This is a genomic window from Motiliproteus coralliicola (assembly GCF_003345655.1).
In the GTDB taxonomy this organism is placed as follows: Bacteria; Pseudomonadota; Gammaproteobacteria; order Pseudomonadales; family Balneatricaceae; genus Motiliproteus; species Motiliproteus coralliicola.
The window spans coordinates 193,471-213,455 of sequence record NZ_QQOH01000004.1 but is presented as its reverse complement, the minus strand read 5'-3'; the positions used below and the strand labels follow the sequence as shown (position 1 = coordinate 213,455).

At 58.9% G+C, this 19,985-nt stretch carries 19 protein-coding genes and 2 tRNA genes; 13 read left to right on the top strand and 8 right to left on the bottom strand.

The window, feature by feature from the left end:
* Positions 1 to 40: 40 nt before the first annotated feature.
* From tkt to DV711_RS14895, 6 genes are all read left to right on the top strand, one after another.
* On the top strand, positions 41 to 2,035 hold the full coding sequence (gene tkt / locus DV711_RS14920) for a transketolase (protein WP_114696520.1): 1,995 nt from the start codon (positions 41 to 43) through the stop codon (positions 2,033 to 2,035).
* 68 nt (positions 2,036 to 2,103) lie between these two features.
* On the top strand, positions 2,104 to 3,153 hold the full coding sequence (locus tag DV711_RS14915; RefSeq protein ID WP_114696519.1) for a type I glyceraldehyde-3-phosphate dehydrogenase: 1,050 nt from the start codon (positions 2,104 to 2,106) through the stop codon (positions 3,151 to 3,153).
* Positions 3,154 to 3,166: 13 nt separating this feature from the next.
* Positions 3,167 to 4,327, top strand: coding sequence for a phosphoglycerate kinase (locus tag DV711_RS14910; RefSeq protein WP_114696518.1), 1,161 nt, complete (start codon positions 3,167 to 3,169; stop codon positions 4,325 to 4,327).
* A gap of 81 nt (positions 4,328 to 4,408) precedes the next feature.
* The gene (gene fba / locus DV711_RS14905) at positions 4,409 to 5,473 is read left to right on the top strand and encodes a class II fructose-bisphosphate aldolase (RefSeq protein WP_114696517.1); all 1,065 of its coding nucleotides are present in this window, start codon (positions 4,409 to 4,411) and stop codon (positions 5,471 to 5,473) included.
* An 81-nt stretch (positions 5,474 to 5,554) separates the two neighbouring features.
* Positions 5,555 to 6,505 carry an alpha/beta hydrolase gene (locus tag DV711_RS14900; protein ID WP_114696516.1) on the top strand — a complete coding sequence of 317 codons (951 nt, stop codon included), beginning with the start codon at positions 5,555 to 5,557 and terminating at the stop codon, positions 6,503 to 6,505.
* A gap of 57 nt (positions 6,506 to 6,562) precedes the next feature.
* On the top strand, positions 6,563 to 7,027 hold the full coding sequence (locus DV711_RS14895; protein WP_114696515.1) for a flavodoxin family protein: 465 nt from the start codon (positions 6,563 to 6,565) through the stop codon (positions 7,025 to 7,027).
* A gap of 58 nt (positions 7,028 to 7,085) precedes the next feature.
* On the opposite strand, the gene glnK is transcribed toward DV711_RS14895, so the two are convergent.
* Complete coding sequence (gene glnK, locus DV711_RS14890) at positions 7,086 to 7,424, bottom strand: P-II family nitrogen regulator (RefSeq protein ID WP_114696514.1); 339 nt, start codon at positions 7,422 to 7,424, stop codon at positions 7,086 to 7,088.
* Between the two features lie 202 nt (positions 7,425 to 7,626).
* Here glnK and DV711_RS14885 point away from each other — a divergent pair, with 202 nt between their 5' ends.
* Together DV711_RS14885 and DV711_RS14880 are read left to right on the top strand one after the other, a co-directional pair.
* On the top strand, positions 7,627 to 8,406 hold the full coding sequence (locus DV711_RS14885) for a sulfite exporter TauE/SafE family protein (protein ID WP_243633839.1): 780 nt from the start codon (positions 7,627 to 7,629) through the stop codon (positions 8,404 to 8,406).
* A gap of 34 nt (positions 8,407 to 8,440) precedes the next feature.
* On the top strand, positions 8,441 to 8,791 hold the full coding sequence (locus DV711_RS14880; RefSeq protein WP_114696512.1) for a putative quinol monooxygenase: 351 nt from the start codon (positions 8,441 to 8,443) through the stop codon (positions 8,789 to 8,791).
* 17 nt (positions 8,792 to 8,808) lie between these two features.
* On the opposite strand, the gene DV711_RS14875 is transcribed toward DV711_RS14880, so the two are convergent.
* From DV711_RS14875 to DV711_RS14845, 7 genes are all read right to left on the bottom strand, one after another.
* Positions 8,809 to 9,831 (bottom strand): ABC transporter substrate-binding protein, encoded by a 1,023-nt coding sequence (locus DV711_RS14875; RefSeq protein WP_114696511.1) that lies wholly within the window; start codon positions 9,829 to 9,831, stop codon positions 8,809 to 8,811.
* A 194-nt stretch (positions 9,832 to 10,025) separates the two neighbouring features.
* Positions 10,026 to 10,535, bottom strand: a complete 510-nt coding sequence (locus DV711_RS14870) for an outer membrane lipoprotein (protein ID WP_133297467.1) — start codon at positions 10,533 to 10,535, stop codon at positions 10,026 to 10,028.
* A gap of 186 nt (positions 10,536 to 10,721) precedes the next feature.
* A complete protein-coding gene (locus DV711_RS14865; protein ID WP_114696509.1) occupies positions 10,722 to 11,006 on the bottom strand; it encodes a hypothetical protein in 285 nt (94 codons plus the stop codon).
* A 157-nt stretch (positions 11,007 to 11,163) separates the two neighbouring features.
* Complete coding sequence (gene greA, locus DV711_RS14860; protein WP_114696508.1) at positions 11,164 to 11,643, bottom strand: transcription elongation factor GreA; 480 nt, start codon at positions 11,641 to 11,643, stop codon at positions 11,164 to 11,166.
* Entirely contained in the window at positions 11,640 to 14,870 is a 3,231-nt protein-coding gene (gene carB / locus DV711_RS14855; RefSeq protein WP_114696507.1) for a carbamoyl-phosphate synthase large subunit, read from the bottom strand. The genes greA and carB overlap by 4 nt, the downstream gene beginning before the upstream one ends.
* 83 nt (positions 14,871 to 14,953) lie before the next feature.
* Complete coding sequence (gene carA, locus DV711_RS14850; RefSeq protein ID WP_114696506.1) at positions 14,954 to 16,096, bottom strand: glutamine-hydrolyzing carbamoyl-phosphate synthase small subunit; 1,143 nt, start codon at positions 16,094 to 16,096, stop codon at positions 14,954 to 14,956.
* 292 nt (positions 16,097 to 16,388) lie between these two features.
* Positions 16,389 to 17,108: an OmpA family protein gene (locus DV711_RS14845; RefSeq protein ID WP_114696505.1), complete on the bottom strand. Its 720-nt coding sequence runs from the start codon at positions 17,106 to 17,108 to the stop codon at positions 16,389 to 16,391.
* Between the two features lie 355 nt (positions 17,109 to 17,463).
* Between DV711_RS14845 and DV711_RS14840 the strand changes: the two genes are divergently transcribed.
* The 5 genes from DV711_RS14840 to znuB all read left to right on the top strand — a co-directional run bounded on the left by DV711_RS14840 (position 17,464) and on the right by znuB (position 19,985).
* Positions 17,464 to 17,550 (top strand) — tRNA-Leu (locus DV711_RS14840).
* A gap of 104 nt (positions 17,551 to 17,654) precedes the next feature.
* A tRNA-Leu gene (locus DV711_RS14835) sits at positions 17,655 to 17,741 on the top strand.
* A 155-nt stretch (positions 17,742 to 17,896) separates the two neighbouring features.
* Positions 17,897 to 18,403: a Fur family transcriptional regulator gene (locus tag DV711_RS14830; RefSeq protein ID WP_114696504.1), complete on the top strand. Its 507-nt coding sequence runs from the start codon at positions 17,897 to 17,899 to the stop codon at positions 18,401 to 18,403.
* Positions 18,403 to 19,194, top strand: coding sequence for a zinc ABC transporter ATP-binding protein ZnuC (znuC, locus tag DV711_RS14825; RefSeq protein ID WP_114696503.1), 792 nt, complete (start codon positions 18,403 to 18,405; stop codon positions 19,192 to 19,194). Before DV711_RS14830 ends, znuC begins: the two co-directional genes overlap by 1 nt.
* Positions 19,194 to 19,985, top strand: a complete 792-nt coding sequence (znuB, locus tag DV711_RS14820) for a zinc ABC transporter permease subunit ZnuB (RefSeq protein ID WP_114696502.1) — start codon at positions 19,194 to 19,196, stop codon at positions 19,983 to 19,985. Before znuC ends, znuB begins: the two co-directional genes overlap by 1 nt.

The window sequence follows — 19,985 nt, the reverse complement described above, 5'->3', positions numbered from 1 at the left end:
CCAGGAAGCTCCCCCTACGCTCACGCCAGGAGTTTCTTTCATGCTGTCCCGTAGAGATCTTGCCAACGCCATTCGCGCCCTGAGCATGGACGCCGTCCAGCAAGCCAAATCCGGCCACCCCGGCGCCCCGATGGGTATGGCGGATATCGCCGAAGTTCTGTGGAACGACTACCTGCAGCACAACCCGGCCAACCCGCAGTGGATCAACCGCGACCGCTTCGTGCTGTCCAACGGCCACGGCTCGATGCTGATCTACTCGCTGCTGCACCTGTCCGGCTACGAGCTGTCGATCGACGACCTGAAAAACTTCCGTCAGCTGCACAGCAAGACCGCCGGTCACCCGGAGTACGGCTATGCGCCAGGCGTTGAGACCACCACCGGCCCGCTGGGTCAGGGTATCGCCAACGCCGTCGGTATGGCGATCGCCGAAAAGACTCTGGCCGGTCAGTTCAACCGTGACGGCTACGACATCGTCGACCACTACACTTACTGCTTCCTCGGCGACGGCTGCATGATGGAAGGTATCTCCCACGAGGTCTGCTCACTGGCCGGCACCCTGGGTCTGGGCAAGCTGATCGCGTTCTACGACGACAACGGCATCTCCATCGACGGTGAAGTCGAAGGCTGGTTCACCGATGACACCGTACAGCGTTTTGAATCCTACGGCTGGCAGGTGATCCCGGCGGTTGACGGCCACGACGCCGATGCCATCCACGCAGCCATCGAAGCGGCTCGCGCCAATCCGGATCAGCCGACCCTGATCTGCTGCAAGACCGTGATCGGCTTCGGTTCACCCAACAAGCAGGGCAAGGAAGATTGTCACGGTGCCCCGCTGGGTGACGACGAGATCGCGCTGACCCGCGAAGCGCTGGGCTGGAAGCACGGCCCGTTCGAAGTTCCCGAAGAGATCCGTAACGAGTGGGACGCCCGCGAACACGGTGTCGTGATCGAGAACAACTGGAACGACATGTTTGCCGGCTATGCCGAGACCCACCCGGAACTGGCCGCCGAATTCCTGCGTCGGATCAGTGGCGACCTGCCGCAAGACTTCTCCGCCCAGGCACAGGCCTATATCGAAGAGCTGCAGGCTAAGGGCGAAACCATCGCCAGCCGTAAAGCATCTCAGAATGCCCTGAATGCCTTCGGCCCGATGCTGCCGGAGCTACTGGGTGGCTCTGCCGACCTGGCCGGTTCCAACCTGACCCTGTGGGGCGGCTGTGAAGGCGTCTCCAAAGAGAACGCCGGCGGTAACTACGTCTACTACGGTGTGCGTGAGTTCGGCATGTCCGCGATCATGAACGGTGTAGCCCTGCACGGCGGCTTTATCCCTTACGGCGCCACCTTCCTGGTCTTCATGGAATACGCCCGTAACGCAGTACGGATGGCGGCGCTGATGAAGCAGCGCTCGCTGTTCGTCTACACCCACGACTCCATCGGTCTGGGCGAAGACGGCCCGACCCACCAGCCGATCGAGCAGATTCCGAACCTGCGTAACACCCCGAATCTGGACGTCTGGCGTCCGTGCGATGCGGTCGAGTCTGCCGTGGCCTGGAAGAACTCACTGGAGAAAGTCGATGGTCCGTCGGCGCTGATCTTCTCCCGTCAGAACCTGCCCCACCAGGAGCGTTGCGACGAGAAGCTGGCCAACATCAAGCGTGGCGGCTATATCCTGCGTGACTGCCAGGGTCAGCCCGATGCCATCCTGATCGCCACCGGTTCCGAAGTCGCGCTGGCGATGGACGCCGCCGATGCGCTGAGCTCTCAAGGCCGCAACATCCGGGTTGTGTCGATGCCCTGTGTCGAAGCCTTCGAGGTTCAGTCCAACGACTACCGCGAGTCCGTGCTGCCATCCAGCGTCACCGCTCGGGTCGCCATCGAAGCCGCCCACAGTGACTTCTGGTACAAGTACGTCGGCCTCAACGGCCGCATCGTCGGCATGACCTCCTTCGGTGAATCCGCCCCGGCCGGCGAGCTGTTCAAGCTGTTCGGCTTCACCGTCGACAATGTGGTCGCTCAGGTCAACGAACTGCTGTAATCCGGCTCAACGGGAGCGACTCCGGGTCGCTCCCGCTTTGCCCTGCCAATCAGGAACAAACGCAATCGATGAGTTTTAATATTGCCATCAACGGCTATGGCCGCATCGGCCAGTGTATTCTGCGGGCGCTCTACAGCAGCAGCTCACAGCCTCGGCCGTTCAACGTGGTGGCGATCAACGAACTATCCGACATCGACACGCTGACTTACCTGACCCGCTACGACACCACCCACGGTCGCTTCCCACTACCGGTCGACCATGACGGCCAGCACCTGCTAATCAACAGCGATCGGATTCTGATGCTGAATCAGCCGGATCCCACCAAGCTTCCCTGGGACGAGCTGAAGATCGATCTGGTACTGGAATGTTCCGGCTCGTTCTGCTCCCGCGAAATTGCTCAGCAACACCTCGATTCCGGCGCCAAGCGACTGCTGTTTTCACAGCCAGCCGCCAGCGATATCGATGCCACCGTGGTTTATGGCTTTAACCAACACAGCCTCAAGCCCGAGCACCAGATCGCCTCCAGTGCTTCTTGTACCACCAACTGCGTGGTCCCGGTACTGGATCTGCTCGAGCGTGAATTCGGCATCATCAACGGGGTGACGACCACCATCCATTCGGCAATGAACGATCAGCCGGTGATCGATAGCTACCATCAGACCGACCTTCGACTGACCCGCAGCTCGATGCAGTCGATCATTCCGGTCGACACCGGCCTGGCCCGGGGTATCGATCGGCTGCTGCCGCAACTGGCCGGTCGTTTCCAATGCAACCATCTACGGGTACCGACCACCAATGTGTCGCTGATGGACCTGTCGTTGCAACTGGCGCAGGACACCAGCACCGAGGTGGTCAACCAGCTGCTGCGCGATGCCGCCGCGGGTCCGCTAAACGGCTTGCTGGGCTACACCGACGAACCCCACGCTTCGATCGATTTCAACACCGATCCACGATCCGGCATCGTCGATGCGACCCAGACTCGGGTCAGCGGCCGTCTGCTGAAACTGCTGTGCTGGTTCGACAACGAGTGGGGCTTTGCCAACCGGATGCTGGATGTGGCCGACTGCTGGCTCGGGCAGGACCCGGCAACCAAACAGAATTCCAATTCGAAAACTTAAAGAGACGATACCCATGACTGTACTGAAGATGACCGAGCTGGATCTGAGCGGAAAGCGTGTGCTGATCCGTGAAGATCTGAACGTCCCGGTAAAAGAGGGCAAGGTAACCTCCGACGCCCGCATCCGTGCCGCCCTGCCGACCATCGAGCATGCCCTCAAGGCTGGCGCCAAAGTGATGCTGATGTCGCACCTGGGCCGTCCCAGCGAAGGCGAATACAACCCGGACTTCTCTCTGGCACCGGTTGCCGCCCACCTGGGTGAGCTGCTGGGTCGCGAGGTACCGCTGGTACAGGATTGGCTCAACGGTTTCGAAAGCGACTCTGATCTGCTGCTGCTGGAAAACGTCCGCTTCAATGCCGGTGAGAAGAAGAATGACGACGCCCTGGCCAAGCAGATGGCCGAGCTGTGCGATATCTTCGTAATGGACGCCTTCGGTACCGCTCACCGGGCCCAGGCCTCCACCCACGGCGTGGCCAAGTTTGCCCCGGTCGCCTGCGCCGGTCCGCTGCTGGCCAACGAACTGGATGCCCTGGCCCGTGCCCTGGATAACCCGGCCCGTCCGATGGCCGCGATCGTTGGCGGCTCCAAGGTTTCCACCAAGCTGACCGTACTGGAGTCGCTGTCCGACAAGGTTGACCAGCTGATCGTCGGCGGCGGTATCGCCAACACCTTCCTGGCCGCAGCCGGTCACCCGGTCGGCAAGTCCCTTTACGAAGCGGACCTGATCGACCAGGCCAAGGCTCTGATGGCCAAGACCAGCATCCCGATGCCGACCGATGTGGTCGTCGCCACTGAGTTCTCCGAATCCGCCACCGCTACCGTCAAGAAGGTCGACGAAGTCGCGGAAGACGACATGATCCTGGATATCGGTCCAGAATCGGCCGCCAACCTGGCCAAGCTGATGGGCGAAGCCCAGACCGTAATCTGGAACGGCCCGGTCGGTGTGTTCGAGTTCGACCAGTTCGGTGGAGGCACCAAGACCCTGTCCCTGGCGATCGCCGAATCCGACGCTTTCTCCATCGCCGGTGGTGGCGACACCCTGGCGGCAGTGGATAAGTATCAGATCACCGAGCAGGTTTCCTACATCTCCACCGGCGGCGGCGCCTTCCTGGAGTTTGTTGAAGGCAAGAAGCTGCCGGCGGTCGAGATCCTTGAACAGCGTGCCAACGGCTAAACAGCCCACTACACTAGATTCATCCGGGCTGGTAATCGCGCCAGCCCCAATCACCTAATAACACGAAAGAGACGATAAATTATGGCTTTGATCAGTATGCGACAGCTGCTCGACCATGCAGCGGAGTATGGCTACGGTATTCCGGCGTTCAACGTCAACAACCTCGAGCAGATGCGCGCCATCATGGAAGCGGCCAACAAGACCGACAGCCCGGTCATCGTCCAGGCCTCCGCCGGTGCGCGTAAGTACGCCGGTTCTAACTTCCTCAAGCACATGATCCTGGCGGCGATCGAAGAGTTCCCTCATATTCCGGTCTGTATGCACCAGGACCACGGTACCTCGCCTGCCGTGTGCCAACGCTCGATCCAGCTGGGCTTCTCTTCCGTCATGATGGATGGCTCCCTGATGGAAGACGGCAAGACCCCGTCCAGCTACGAGTACAACGTTGATGTGACCCGTCGCACCGTTGAGATGGCCCACGCCTGTGGTGTCTCGGTCGAGGGCGAGCTGGGTTGTCTGGGTTCACTGGAAACCGGTCAAGCCGGTGAAGAGGACGGTATCGGCGCCGAAGGCACCCTGTCCCACGACCAGATGCTGACCGACCCGGATGAAGCGGCTGACTTCGTCAACAAGACCGGTTGTGACGCGCTGGCGATTGCCTGCGGTACCAGCCACGGCGCCTACAAGTTCACCCGTCCGCCCACCGGTGACGTGCTGTCGATCGACACCATCAAGAAGATCCACCAACGTCTGCCCAACACCCACCTGGTCATGCACGGCTCTTCCAGCGTGCCGCAGGAGTGGCTGGCCGTCATCAATCAGTACGGTGGTGCGATTCCGGAAACCTACGGTGTCCCGGTCGAGCAGATCGTCGAGGGGATCAAGCACGGTGTTCGCAAGGTCAACATCGACACCGATCTGCGCCTGGCGTCCACCGGTGCGGTCCGTCGCTTCCTGGCTGAGAATCCGGCCGAGTTCGACCCGCGTAAATTCCTCAGCGTGACCCTGACGGCGATGACCGAAATCGCCAGCGCCCGTTACGAGGCTTTCAATGCGGCGGGCCAGGCCAGCAAGATCAGCGCGATCTCGCTGGAGGCGATGACCGATCGTTACCTGTCCGGCGAGCTGGACCAGAAGGTCAACTAAGCTCTACGACCCCAGATCAAACGGCAGCCCTCGGGCTGCCGTTTTTGGTTACACTGAAGGAAATAGTAGAGCCCCGGATTTATGGAATTCGACCCCAACGAACTGATCGGCCGATTACCGCCGTTTGATCCGCAGCAGCCGGCACGACCGGAGGATTACCCGCGCTATTGCGAACGTTACGGGTTCGAATTCGGCGACCTGTCCGACACCAGCCAGCTGGGAATGCTGGAGATCGATGCAGAGCAGATCGCGGTCCACCTATGGCGCCATCCCTCGCCGGTCGGCACCCTGCTGATCGTTCACGGCTACCTCGACCACCACGGCCTCTATCGACACCTGATCCGCTACGGTCTGGAACGGCAGGTCAACCTGCTCTGCTTCGACCTTCCCGGCCATGGCCTATCGACCGGCAAGCGCGCCGCCATCGACAGCTTTGATAGCTACCAGCGCGTACTGGAGGCCCTGCTCGATCGAATCGACGACTGGCAGCTGACCCGGCCGCTGCATCTACTCGGGCAAAGCACCGGAGCGGCGATCATCAATCACTATCTGCTTCGCCATGGAACCGAGTCTAACCGGCTTATCGACGGCCGCATCGCCGAGCTGGCGCCGCTGGTTCGCGCCGCCAACTGGGCCTGGGTCAATCTGCTACACAGCCTGCTCGCCCCGTGGAAAGGCTCGGTCACCCGTGGCTTTGCCGCCAACAGCAACGATGACAAATTCGTCGAGTTCTTACGTCGTGACCCACTGCAATCACCGGTGATCACCGCCGACTGGATCGGCGCGTTAAAGCGCTGGCTACCCGAATTCCAGTCTCTGGACACCATCGAGCGGTCGCTGCTGATCGTCCAAGGCGAGAAAGATGCGACCGTCGACTGGCGCTTTAACCTGAATCTGCTGGCCCAGAAATTCCCTAATCAACAGGCGTTGCTGCTGGCCGATGCCAGACACCAGCTCGCCAACGAGTCCGAACCGCTACGCCAGAAATACCTCGACTGGCTGGATCAACAGGGCTTTCTGCAGCCGGCCTGAAACCCTGAAACGGTCCGCTGCTATAGTGAAACCAACCGTAACCGCCGAGCCATAACGATGACCAAACAGCTGCTGATCGTCGCCAACACCCCGTCGCCCAACACCCAGGAGCTGGCCGAGGCGGTGGTCCGTGGCGCGTCTCATCCGGATATTGATAATGTCGAGGTAATTTTTAAGCAGCCGCTGCAGGCCGGACCCGAGGATGTGTTGGCCGCCGATGCCGTGTTGATCGGCAGCACCGAGAACTTCGGTTATATGGCGGGGCTGATCAAGGACTTCTTCGAGCGTATCTACTATCCCTGTCTGGAGCAGACTGAGGGTCGCTCCTGCGCGCTGTATATCCGTGCCGGCAACGATGGTCGTGGCACACGAGCCAGTATCGAGAAGATTCTTACCGGGCTACGCTGGCGGCCGATCCAGCCGACCCTGATTCTGCGTGGTGATTTCGATCCCGGATTTATCGACCAGTGCGAAGAGTTGGGAATGACGATGGCCGCTGGACTGGAAGCCGGGATCTACTAAGCCACAATAAAAAAGGCACCCACAGGGTGCCTTTGTCTTAGCAGGGAGACGCGTTGGCTTAGATCGCGTCAGAGCCGGTCTCGCCGGTCCGAATCCGAATGATCTGGTCCAGCGGGGTGACAAAGATCTTGCCGTCACCGATCTTGCCGGTATTGGCCGAGTTGCTGATCGTCTCGATCACCTGATCCAGCAGCGCATCATCGATCGCCGCTTCGATCTTCACTTTGGGTAGGAAGTCGACCACGTACTCGGCACCACGGTAGAGCTCGGTATGGCCCTTCTGGCGACCGAAGCCCTTCACCTCAGTAACGGTGATACCCTGGACACCGATCTCCGACAATGCCTCACGAACATCATCCAACTTAAAGGGTTTGATTACAGCGGTGACCAGTTTCATCGACTTCTCCTGTTGCCAGTTAGAGCGGGGTTCATACCCCTGTTTTGCACCCAAGCGCGCCATGGCAGCGCCCGCAAACCGCCAGTATAACCCGCGACGACCGGATTGAGCTATCGGACGCTATTAGTCGCTTGGTCGAAAGCGGCTCAGGGTATAGCATGGCGGCTCGATAATACGCCCTCCTCAAACAGGACCCGTTACATTGGAAAGCCCCTGGATCTTGGAACAGTTCGGTCTGTTGATCATCTCACTGCTGGCCAATCTACTCTCGGCACTGGCCGGCGGCGGTGCCGGCCTACTGCAGTTTCCCGTGTTGTTGTTCCTTGGGCTCAGCTTCGCGACCGCCCTGGCCACCCACAAGATTGCCAGCGTTGCGCTGGGGGTCGGGGCCACACTCCGGCATCTGCGCGAAGGCAGTCTGGAACCACGCTTCGCCCTCTTTATGCTCGGCTGTGGTCTACCTGGCGTTATCCTGGGGGCCAACCTGATCCTCGATCTGGACGAAACCCTGGCCGTATTGGCACTGGGTTGTCTGACCTGTGGCCTGGGGCTGTACTCCATCTTCAAACAGGAACTGGGGATGAGCGCCAGCCGCCGCAACCGCGACCTGAATGGCATGCTGATCGGCGGCGCGGGGCTGTTTGTGATCGGCGCCCTGAACGGCTCGCTGACCTCCGGCACCGGCCTGTTCGTGACGATGTGGCTGGTACGCTGGTTCGGACTCGACTATCAGCGTGCCGTTGCCTATACCTTGATTCTGGTCGGCCTGTTCTGGAACGGTTTCGGGGCCTTGGCGGTCGCACTGCAGACACCGCCGCGCTGGGAATGGTTACCGGTGTTGTTGATCGGCTCCATGCTCGGGGCCTATTTCGGCGCCCACCTGGGTATCGCCAAGGGCAACCGCACCATCAAACGCTGCTTCGAAGTCTTGACCCTGCTGGTCGGCGCCAAGCTGATCTGGGACGGTCTGATCGGACTATGAATTCCAACCGCTAAATCTGAATAAGAGAGATCCCATGTCGAAGAAAGTTTATTGCCTGGCTCAGTTCCAACCCAAACCCGGCCAGCAAGACAAGCTGTTCAACCTGCTGCAAAGCCTGGAGCCCAACACTCAACGCGAGGATGGCTGCCTGCAGTACCTCGTCACCCGACATATCCCCAGCCCCTTCGCCGAGGGCGAGAGCTTTCCCATCGTATTCAACGAGATCTGGCAGGATATGGCCAGTTTCGAAGCCCACTGTCAGCGGCGCGAGATCCAGCAGTTCTTCGAAACCCAGTGTGTTGCCGAAGATGGCATGGTCGAGAAGTGGAATGTCTGCGTCTACAGTGACCAACCAGCCGACTTTGACGCCCCAGTGCTGGACTAGGGGCTAAGGTGTAGAGCCTAAGGAACCAGAACTGCCTGCTCGGCCACCGAGGGCGGTAATGCCAGCTGCCAACGCTGTAGCTGGCTGCGGCTAAACACGAAGCGTCCTTCGCCGGAGGATTGAGGAATGACGGGTAAATTACCGCCCTCCAACACCTCACGGGCAATGGAGGCCGCCTCGGATCCCTGGGAATAGCCGTCGAGCACCAGTCCACCGATGGTCATCTGCGGTCCAACCGCGAATCTCCAGAACGCAAACAACGGCAACGGACTTGCTTCTGAGGTCCAGTTGATCACCTGCTGATCGGGCACGTGCCGCCCCTGCTCATCCACCAGGGTCTGATAAAGACCGATTACGATCGCATCAAAACCCTGCGCTTTGGCCTGCTCAACCGTCTGCTGCCAGCGTCCATAATCACCCAACAGTTCAATCTGAGCATGGACCGGCCCCACTTGGCGTGACGGCATGCTGGCAAACTCCTCCTCCCACACCGTTCTCGAGGTGGTACCGTTATCAAATAGCACCAGCACCCGTTTCAGCGAGCCATTCAACAGACGATGTAAGTGGAGGATCGAGCGCCTCAGCAGTGGGCGCTCCAGTACACCGGAAATATTGTCCGGTCGGCTGGGCAGGTAATGCCGCGGGTTGTTGTTGATTCCCAGATAGACCACCGGCGTAGCGGTGGTCGCCAACTTCGGCCCTAACAGCTGTAACGCATTATCATCGCCGATGATGACCAAGTCCGGCCCAAGCTGCTGATAACGTTCCCAAGCCTGGTCTGCGGCAGCACGGTACTGAACTTCTGGAAGGCGTTTACTATCAATTTCGAAGAACTCAAGCTCCGCCAGCGGAGCTAAAGTATCGTGGAGGGCGCGACTGTAGTTGGCCTGCCATTCATAGCCGGCGTGGTAACTCTGGATCACCAACACCTTGGGCTTGGCGGCCAGCGCATCACCGATGCTCAGCCACAACAGCGACAACAACAACCAGAGGTTGGGTCGCGACAGGAAAAGACTGGAATGGGCGATACCGACCGTCATTGCTCGCCCCCCTTTAGGTCCAGAAATCAGGCTCGACAGGCTCTCACTAACCTGTCGTTTTATCAGCCTCTGTGCAAGCCGAAGAGTTCGATCGGTTTATCGAATCAATTCGAAAACTTCCGATTTAATCCTAGTCGGTCTTTTCCGTTAATAACAGCCGATTACAAACGATCTGCGGCTATCTCTGGGTCGCCTCAATTAGCGTACCGGGTATCACGGGTGCGGTTATAAACAGCCCCCTGGCTGGTGTCGACCTGCACCACCGCGCGTCCGCCACCCAGGTGCTTAACGAAAACCGGGGTATTCGGTGAGATCAACGCTCCCTGTTGGACGATCTGCAGCTGCCTGCCGCCCTGGAGTTCGACGATATAGGCAAAGGCTTTCTCGTTGTACTGGGTCGCTTTTTCTCCCAACGCACCGCCGATGACCGCACCGGCGCCCATGGCCCAATTACGTCCGGAACCACCGCCGATTTCACTGCCCAACCCGGCTCCGAGGATAGAACCGATAATGGTCGCACCGGGAGTCCCCTCGGCGGTAACCGTGACCTCTTCAACCGCCAGCACCACACCCCGCTGGATTCGTACCGCCTGCTGAGCTTCATTGGCGTCCATGACGTTGGCATTCATATTGGTTTGGTTGGTGATACAGCCGCCCAGTACCAGACTCAGCGGCAGGATCAGCCATAACATTCGATGTTTCATAACACTCCCCATTAATCTCTTGCAGCAGCTTGGACGGATCGCCAACGCAAAGGTTCCATAACGACGACCAAGGCCACCGAACACCCCAGTAGCAACATCTCAGTGATCCATTAGGGTCGAGCGTCTTCCCAAACGGCCTCGGAGGAGATCAGTCTATCGCTGTGTGCCTTAAGCCCAACTGAATCCCTAGCTCAGCTGCTGTTCGGACAGGCAGCGGTAGCTACAGATACAGTGCGGATAGAGCGTGACCTGCTGGCCTGGAATATTCGACTCGGTGACCAACTGCGGCACCCCACTGGCCGACTGACGCTTGGCCAGAATCAGGTAGCCCTGTCCGGGCGAAAGCAGCTCCCGGCCCGCTTCACAGACCGGAAACTCCACCATTACTTCGTCCCCGACCGCCAGCTCCTGCCATAGCATCTCAGCCTCAAGCTGCTGCTCGGCCGGATGCTCAGCACTCGACTCAGTCATCAGGACCCCGGCTCTCCATCGAGCCCATCACTGCAGAACTCATCCCTACAGTATAGCGATATCCAGCCCTGGCCGCTGAAACGCCAGCCTGGTTTGCGCCCGCTATGCGACACAAAAAAGCCCGCACTAGGCGGGCTTTGATCAGTCTTGGAGCCAATCAGAGATGGCGAACTTCGGCGATCTCGTATTCGACCCCGCCATTAGGCGTCTGAACCACGACCACGTCACCCTCTTCCTTGCCGATCAGGGCACGGGCGATCGGGGAGTTGATCGAGATCTTCTTGTGCTTCAGATCCGCTTCGTCGTCGCCAACGATCTGGTAGGTCACTTCGTCATCGGTATCCAGATTGATGATATCGACGGTGGTACCAAAGATCACCTTACCGGTGTGGGCGATCTGGGTCACATCGATCACCTGGGCACCGGCCAGCTTGCTCTCGATCTCCTTGATCCGGCCCTCGCAGAAACCCTGCTGCTCGCGGGCAGCATGGTACTCGGCGTTTTCCTTCAGATCGCCGTGCTCACGAGCTTCGGCAATGGCGGCGATAATCTGCGGACGCTCGACGGTTTTGAGCTGGGTCAGCTCTTCACGCAGGCGCTGCTCACCCGCCAGGGTCATCGGGACCTTGCCGCTCATGCTGCACCTCCGTTGACCGCTGCGTGTAGATCCTGCAGACGACGTACCTGCTTCTCCTCACCAAATTGCAGTGCCTGAACTTCCGCCTCGGCACCGGCCAGGGTGGTGGTGTAAGGGATCTTCGACTGCAGCGCAGAGCGACGGATCTCGGCCGAGTCGGCAATGGCACGACGGCCTTCGGTGGTGTTGATCACGTAAACGATCTCTTCGTTCTTGATCATGTCGACGATGTTGGGACGACCTTCCATCACCTTATTAACCCGCTCAGAAGCGATCTCATTTTCGCTCAACAGCTTGTGGGTACCTTCGGTCGCCACCAACTCGAAGCCAAGTTCGATCAGGTCACGGGCCACGGCAATCACACCGTCCTTATCCACATCGCGGACACTGACGAAGGCTTTACCGGCGCTCGGCAGCACTTCGTTGGTTCCGACATGAGCCTTGGCGAAGGCTTCGCCGAAGGTGTCACCGACACCCATAACCTCACCGGTAGACTTCATCTCCGGGCCGAGGATCGGGTCAACACCCGGGAACTTGTTGAACGGGAATACCGCTTCCTTGACGCTGAAGTAGCTCGGTACCACCTCTTCGGTGAAACCCTGCTCAGCCAATGAAGTACCAGCCATAACCCGAGCCGCCACTTTGGCCAGCGAGGTACCGATACACTTGGACACGAACGGCACGGTACGCGAAGCCCGCGGGTTTACTTCGATCACGTAGATTTCGCCGTCCTGATAAGCCAACTGCGTGTTCATCAGACCGACAACGCCCAGCTCCATCGCCATCGCCGCAACCATGGCGCGCATCTGGTCCTGAACTTCGTCGTCCAGGTTGTAAGGAGGCAGAGAACAGGCCGAGTCACCGGAGTGAACGCCACACTGCTCGATATGCTGCATGATCGCACCGATCACCACGCGCTCACCGTCACAAACCGCATCGATATCGGTTTCGATCGCACGAGACAGGAAGCGATCCAGCAGTACCGGTGCGTCATTGGAGACCTGTACCGCTTCGTTCATGTACTTACGCAGCTCTTCCTCTTTGTAGACGATCTCCATCGCCCGGCCGCCCAACACGTAGGAGGGACGTACCACCAGCGGGTAGCCGATCTGCTCGGCCTTAACCACGGCTTCTTCGAGTGAACGCACGGTGGCGTTCTCAGGCTGTTTCAGACCCAGCTTCTGGATCATCTGCTGGAAACGCTCACGGTCTTCAGCGCGGTCGATCGCTTCCGGGCTGGTACCGATAATCGGCACACCGGCTTCTTCCAGCGCTACCGCCAGCTTCAGCGGCGTCTGGCCACCGTACTGAACGATCACACCCTTGGGCTGTTCGACCCGAACGATCTCCAGTACGTCTTCCAGCGTCACCGGCTCGAAGTACAGACGATCGGAGGTGTCGTAGTCGGTAGAAACGGTTTCCGGGTTGCAGTTGACCATGATGGTCTCGTAGCCGTCTTCACGCATCGCCAGCGCCGCGTGGACACAGCAGTAGTCGAACTCGATACCCTGACCGATCCGGTTCGGGCCGCCACCCAGAACCATGATCTTCTCTTTGTCGGACGGGTTCGACTCGCACTCTTCTTCGTAGCTGGAGTACATGTAGGCGGTATCGGTGGCGAATTCGGCCGCGCAGGTATCAACCCGCTTGTAGACCGGGTGCACACCCAGCTTGTTACGCTCTTTACGGAACGCCTTCTCGGAAACACCCAGCAACTTGGCCAGGCGGGCATCGGAGAAGCCCTTACGCTTGAGACCGAATACCAGGTCGGCGTTCAGATCGGCCAGACCCAGCTTGGAGACAGTACCCTCATCCTTGATCAGATCTTCGATCTGGACCAGGAACCAGGGATCGATGGCACTGATGTTGTAAACCTCTTCGACGCTCATGCCGAAACGGAACGCATCGCCGACGTACCAGATCCGATCGGCACCCGGGTTCTTCAGTTCACGGATCAGCACCTCTTTGGCGTCTTCGGCCTTCAGGTCGAGGATCGAATCGAAACCTTCGGAGCCCACTTCCAGGCCACGCAGCGCTTTCTGCATCGATTCCTGGATGGTGCGGCCGATCGCCATCACCTCACCCACGGACTTCATCTGGGTGGTCAGACGGTCGTTGGCCTGGGCGAACTTCTCGAACGCGAAACGCGGAATCTTGGTGACGACGTAATCGATCGAGGGCTCGAACGACGCCGGGGTGCGACCGCCGGTGATGTCGTTCTGCAACTCGTCCAAGGTGTAACCAACCGCCAGTTTGGCCGCGACCTTGGCGATCGGGAAGCCGGTGGCCTTGGAGGCCAGCGCGGAGGAACGAGAAACCCGCGGGTTCATCTCGATAACCACCAGACGACCGGTGTTCGGGCACTGGCCGAACTGGACGTTGGAGCCGCCGGTCTCTACCCCGATCTCACGCAGTACCGCCAGTGAGGCGTTACGCATGATCTGGTATTCCTTGTCGGTCAAGGTCTGGGCCGGCGCCACAGTGATGGAGTCACCGGTGTGAACGCCCATGGCGTCGAAGTTCTCGATCGAACAGACGATGATGCAGTTGTCGTTCTTATCGCGAACCACCTCCATCTCGTACTCTTTCCAACCGATCAGGGATTCGTCGATCAGCAGCTCGTTGGTCGGAGACAGTTCCAGACCGCGCTCACAGATCTCGATGAATTCCTCTTTGTTGTAGGCGATACCACCACCGGAGCCACCCATGGTGAAGCTCGGACGGATGATGCACGGGAAGCCCAGTTGCGCCTGCACCTGCAGCGCCTCTTCCATGCTGTGGGCAATCGCCGCACGGGGACATTCCAGGCCGATGCTCTTCATCGCCTTGTCGAAGCGATCACGGTCTTCGGCTTTGTCGATCGCATCGGCGGTGGCACCGATCATCTCGACACCGAACTCTTCTAGCACCCCTTCACGGGCCAGGTCGAGGGCGCAGTTCAATGCGGTTTGGCCACCCATGGTGGGCAGTACCGCGTCCGGGCGCTCTTTTTCGATAATCTTGGCAACGGTCTTCCAGTTGATCGGCTCGATGTAGGTCGCATCGGCCATCACCGGATCGGTCATGATGGTCGCCGGGTTGGAGTTAACCAGGATAACGCGGTAACCCTCCTCGCGCAGGGCCTTACAGGCCTGGGCACCGGAGTAGTCGAATTCGCACGCCTGACCGATGACGATGGGGCCGGCCCCAAGGATCAGGATGCTTTTTATGTCTGTACGCTTTGGCATGAGTTTATAACCGGTCTGATTCGTTCTGTCTCGGCACCCGCAACCGGCGGGTGCGCTAGCAATTCAGTAGATAAGTCGGGCGCTTAGCCGCGACGTTGCTGCATCTCGCTGATAAAGCGGTCGAACAGCGGCGCTACATCGTGAGGGCCGGGGCTCGCTTCGGGGTGACCCTGGAAGCTGAAAGCCGGCTTGTCGGTGCGCTCGATACCCTGCAAGGAACCGTCGAACAGCGACTTGTGGGTCGCCCGCAGCGTGCTCGGCAGGCTGTCTTCATCGGCGGCGAAGCCGTGGTTCTGGCTGGTGATCATCACCGTGCCCTTGTCGATATCCTGCACCGGGTGGTTGGCACCGTGGTGACCGAACTTCATCTTCACGGTCTTGGCACCGGAGGCCAGCGCCAACAGCTGGTGACCCAGGCAGATACCGAAGATCGGCAGATTCTGCTCCAGAATCTGCTGGATCGCTTCAATCGCGTAGGTACAGGGCTCGGGATCGCCCGGGCCGTTGGACAGGAACACCCCGTCCGGATTCATCGCCAGCACTTCGCTAGCCGGAGTCTGGGCCGGAACTACGGTCAGTTCACAACCCCGGTCCGCCAGCATCCGCAGGATGTTCTGCTTCACCCCGAAATCGTAGGCAACAACCTTGAACGGCTGCTCGTGGGCCGGGGTCGGATGACCCTCACCCAGCTTCCAGGTACCTTCGGTCCAGGCGTAGCTCTGCTTGGTGCAGACCTCTTTGGCCAGGTCCATACCTTTCAGGCCCGGGAACGCCTTGGCCGCTTCCAACGCCGCATCGATATCGGCATCGGTCAGTTCGTCGGCGGCGATGATGCAGCCGTTCTGCGAACCTTTTTCACGCAGAATGCGGGTCAGCCGGCGGGTATCGATGTCGGCAATACCGACGATGTTGTTGTCCTTCAGGTACTGATCCAGTGACCGCTCGTTGCGCCAGTTGCTGGCCAGCAGCGGTAGATCGCGGATTACCAGGCCCGCCGCCCAGATATTGCCCGACTCCTCATCTTCGGAGTTGGTACCGGTGTTACCGATATGCGGATAGGTCAAGGTGACGATCTGGCGAGCGTAGGAGGGGTCGGTCAGGATCTCCTGATACCCCGTCATCGATGTATTGAAAACCACTTCACCGCTGGTCTGACCCTCGGCGCCGATCGCCTTGCCTTTGAACACACTTCCGTCCGCCAAGGCCAGAATGGCTGCTTTGCTCAATGTCGTCTCCCGAAAACTGTAGTGGCTCCGGCGGAATTTACCGAAGCCTATCTGCAAAAAAGCGAGATGCGAATCAACCGATCGCATCCCGCTTTTTTAGAACTGTTCTTTGGTCCGGTTTTGTCCGGCCAAATTGGCTGCATGTTACAGGAACAGGGTTATTTTTTCCAGCACCAATCGCGGCTTCTATCGGGTAAATTCGCTGGATGCGCAAGCCAATAGCCTGCAACAAAAAACGGGAGCCGAAGCTCCCGTTTTTAATCAAGCCCTTGCCGGGCTATTTACGTCAGGATCACTTACGAACGCGGCCCTGAACAGAAGTCTCAACCCGACGGTTGGCACGACGACCTTCGGAAGTCGCGTTGTCGGCAATCGGCATGGCTTCACCGTGACCGATCGCTTTCAGCTGGTCGGCGTTCACACCGTAGTTATCCACCAGATAGTCGACCACGGCTTGAGCGCGGCGCTCGGACAGCTTCTGGTTGTAGGCTGCCGAACCGGTTGAGTCGGTATGACCGTTAATTTCGATCACGGTACCCGGGTTTTGCGACAGAATCAGCGCGATCGGACGCATCTCGGAATCAAATGCGGAGGTTACCGCGTCGGAGTCGGTGGCAAACTTAACATCCAGCGTGGCGGCGATATCTTCGAACTTAACGAATTCACAGCCGTTGGCATCAACCTGAACGCCCTTGGCGGTGTTCGGGCACCGATCTTTCTCGTCGATCACGCCATCGCCATCGCTATCCTTGGGAGCCATCGGTGCTTTTTCCACCGGCGCCATCGCTTTGGCCATCGGCTCCGGCATCGCCGTACAACCCTCTACCACCGCATCGGCGGTCCAGGAGGAGGTGCGTACGCAGTCACCGGCACTATCTTTAACATAAACGCCCTTGGAATCGTGCCAGAAGGCACAGTGGTTGGGATCATCGTCGCAAGAACCATGAGCCCAAGCGCCCATCGGGGCAGCCATCATTGCAGATACAGCAGCAACCAGTAGTGTTTTCTTCATCCTATTCTCCTTGAAAATCAGCGTCCGAATGGAAAATATTCGGATCGCTGTCACATCATCTGTTATCGCACAGGCGACAAGCCTAAGATTCTGTTAGCGGCAACGCTGTTGCCATTCTGTAACCCTAAGACTTACATATAGTTGCAACTCTTAAACTTTACCAGAGCTGAACAGCTGCTTTTTATACGACTTTTATTAAAAAGCGCCCTAGCCTCGATCGTCGCTATTTTGCCAAGTTTCTCTCCCTGCATCGTCCATAAATTGTGCAGGGTTACTGGGGCCTAAAAAGCCGAAAAAATCTCTTGCATTCGAAAAAAAGACCTTGTTTAATACGCGCCACGTCAGAGATGGCGACGCAGATGTGGCGGAATTGGTAGACGCGCTAGCTTCAGGTGCTAGTGTACGAAAGTACGTGGGAGTTCGAGTCTCCCCATCTGCACCACCTACCCAACAACTTCCCTTGATTGAAAATCTTCTGATTCAGCAAGTTGGAATCGTTGGTCATCTCATCTTGACGACAGAATACCTTTGCCTTCGATGGCAAATGCAGATGTGGCGGAATTGGTAGACGCGCTAGCTTCAGGTGCTAGTGTACGAAAGTACGTGGGAGTTCGAGTCTCCCCATCTGCACCACTCCTTATTACTCTTCAACACTGTTCCCTTAATATCGGCACCTCGCCAAGCCAATCCTGCAGTGCTGACTTTATCCTGCAAATGATACTGTATAACATTACGCTTTAGACGCTGTACCCTTGACCCGTTGTCACCGCAGGACAAGAGATTCCACTATGGCCATATCCGCCGATCCCGCTAACGCTTCCGCGTTCGAGAAAAATCATGACCACGGTCGCTGCATCCATAACGCGATGGAGCGCGCTCTACGTCTGTGCAAACAAAATGGTGCCCGATTGACCCCGGTCAGGCAGCGGGTACTGGAGCTGATCTGGCAGAGCCATCGGCCGCTGGGCGCCTACCAGTTACTGGAACAATTGAGTAAAGAAGGGTTTAACTCGGCACCGCCCACGGTTTACCGAGCACTGGAATTTCTGTTGGAGCAGGGCCTGGCCCATCGCATCACCTCGCTGAACGCCTTTATCGGTTGCTCCCATCCCGGTTGTCGCCACCAGGGATATTTTCTGATCTGCCGAAGCTGCGGCAGTGCCGAAGAGCTACCCAGCGAAAGTCTGGCCGAATCATTACGCCAGCAAGTCAGCCAGCGAGGCTTTCTAGTTGAGTCAGAAACCGTTGAATTATCAGGGCTTTGCCCCGATTGTCGCGAACAGGAGTCCCATTGATGGGCGCGCTGATCGAACTGCAACGGATCAATCTGGCCCTGGGTGATCATCAGGAGCAGCGCCAGCTCCTTTCCGATATCAGCCTGCGTTTGGAGCCCGGTCAGATCACCACCCTGATCGGCCCCAACGGCTGTGGCAAGACCACCCTGGTGAAACTGATTCTGGGCTTAGTCCAACCCGATAGTGGCAAGCTGATTCGCCAACCCGGCCTGCGCATCGGTTATATGCCGCAGCGGCTGCACATCGACCCTACCCTGCCACTGACCGTGCGCCGCTTCCTCCATCTGGCCGGTCGCTACCAGGAGCAGCACCTGATCGATGCCCTGACCCAGGTTCGTGCCGACTACCTGATGGATAACCCGATGCAGCAGCTGTCGGGGGGCGAAATGCAGCGTGTCTTGCTAGCCCGGGCATTACTTCGCCAGCCGGACCTGTTGATTCTGGATGAGCCGGTCCAGGGGGTCGATGTCAACGGCCAGGTTGAACTCTACGCCCTGATCGCCGAACTGCGCGATCGCTTCGGTTGCGGCGTGTTGATGGTATCGCACGATCTGCACCTGGTGATGGCTGGCAGCGACAACGTGATCTGCCTGAATCACCACATCTGCTGTTCGGGCCACCCCCAGCAGGTCAGCAACGACCCCGCCTTTATCGCCCTGTTCGGACGCAAGGGTGCCGATACCCTGGCTGTGTATAACCATCACCACAATCACCGCCACGACGATCACGGCAACGTCATCAGCGATCACCCCCACGAACCCGACGACCACTGCTGCGCAGGAGAACATTGATGGCGGACTTTCTGATTCGGGCGCTGCTGGGCGGCCTCGGGGTCGCGGCGATTGCCGGCCCCCTGGGATCTTTCGTGGTCTGGCGCCGGATGGCCTACTTCGGCGATACCCTGGCCCATTCCGCACTGCTCGGGATCGCACTGGGGATCCTGGCCGACATCGACCTCAACCTGGCGGTGATCCTCTGCTGCGTACTGTTGGCATTGTTGCTGGTGTCGCTGCAACGCAAACGCTTTATCGCCACCGATACCCTGCTCGGCATCATGGCCCACAGCACCCTGTCGCTGGGGCTGGTCGCACTGAGTTTCCTACCGGAAGTCCGGGTCGATCTGATGGGCTATCTGTTCGGCGATCTGTTGGCGGTCAGTCAGGAGGATCTGTATTGGATCTACGGCGGCGGCATTCTGGTGTTGGGGATGCTGTACAAGCTCTGGAACCCACTGCTGGCGATCACCATTGACGAGGAGTTGGCCCAGGTCGAAGGGGTGAACGTGACTCAGGTTCGCCTGGCACTGATGCTGCTGGTGGGAATCGTGATCGCGGTGGCGATGAAGATCATCGGTGTACTGCTGATCACCTCGCTGCTGATTATCCCGGCGGCGGCGGCTCGGCGTTTATCGTCAACGCCGGAGCGGATGGCTGCGATGGCCAGTCTGACCGGTATGGTCTCGGTTTGTTTGGGCCTGGCTGCCTCCTACCAGTGGGACACGCCGGCCGGCCCTTCGGTGGTGGTGTGCGCGGCGCTGCTGTTCCTACTTAGCCAACTACTGGTACGTCGTCCTTCAGTCTGA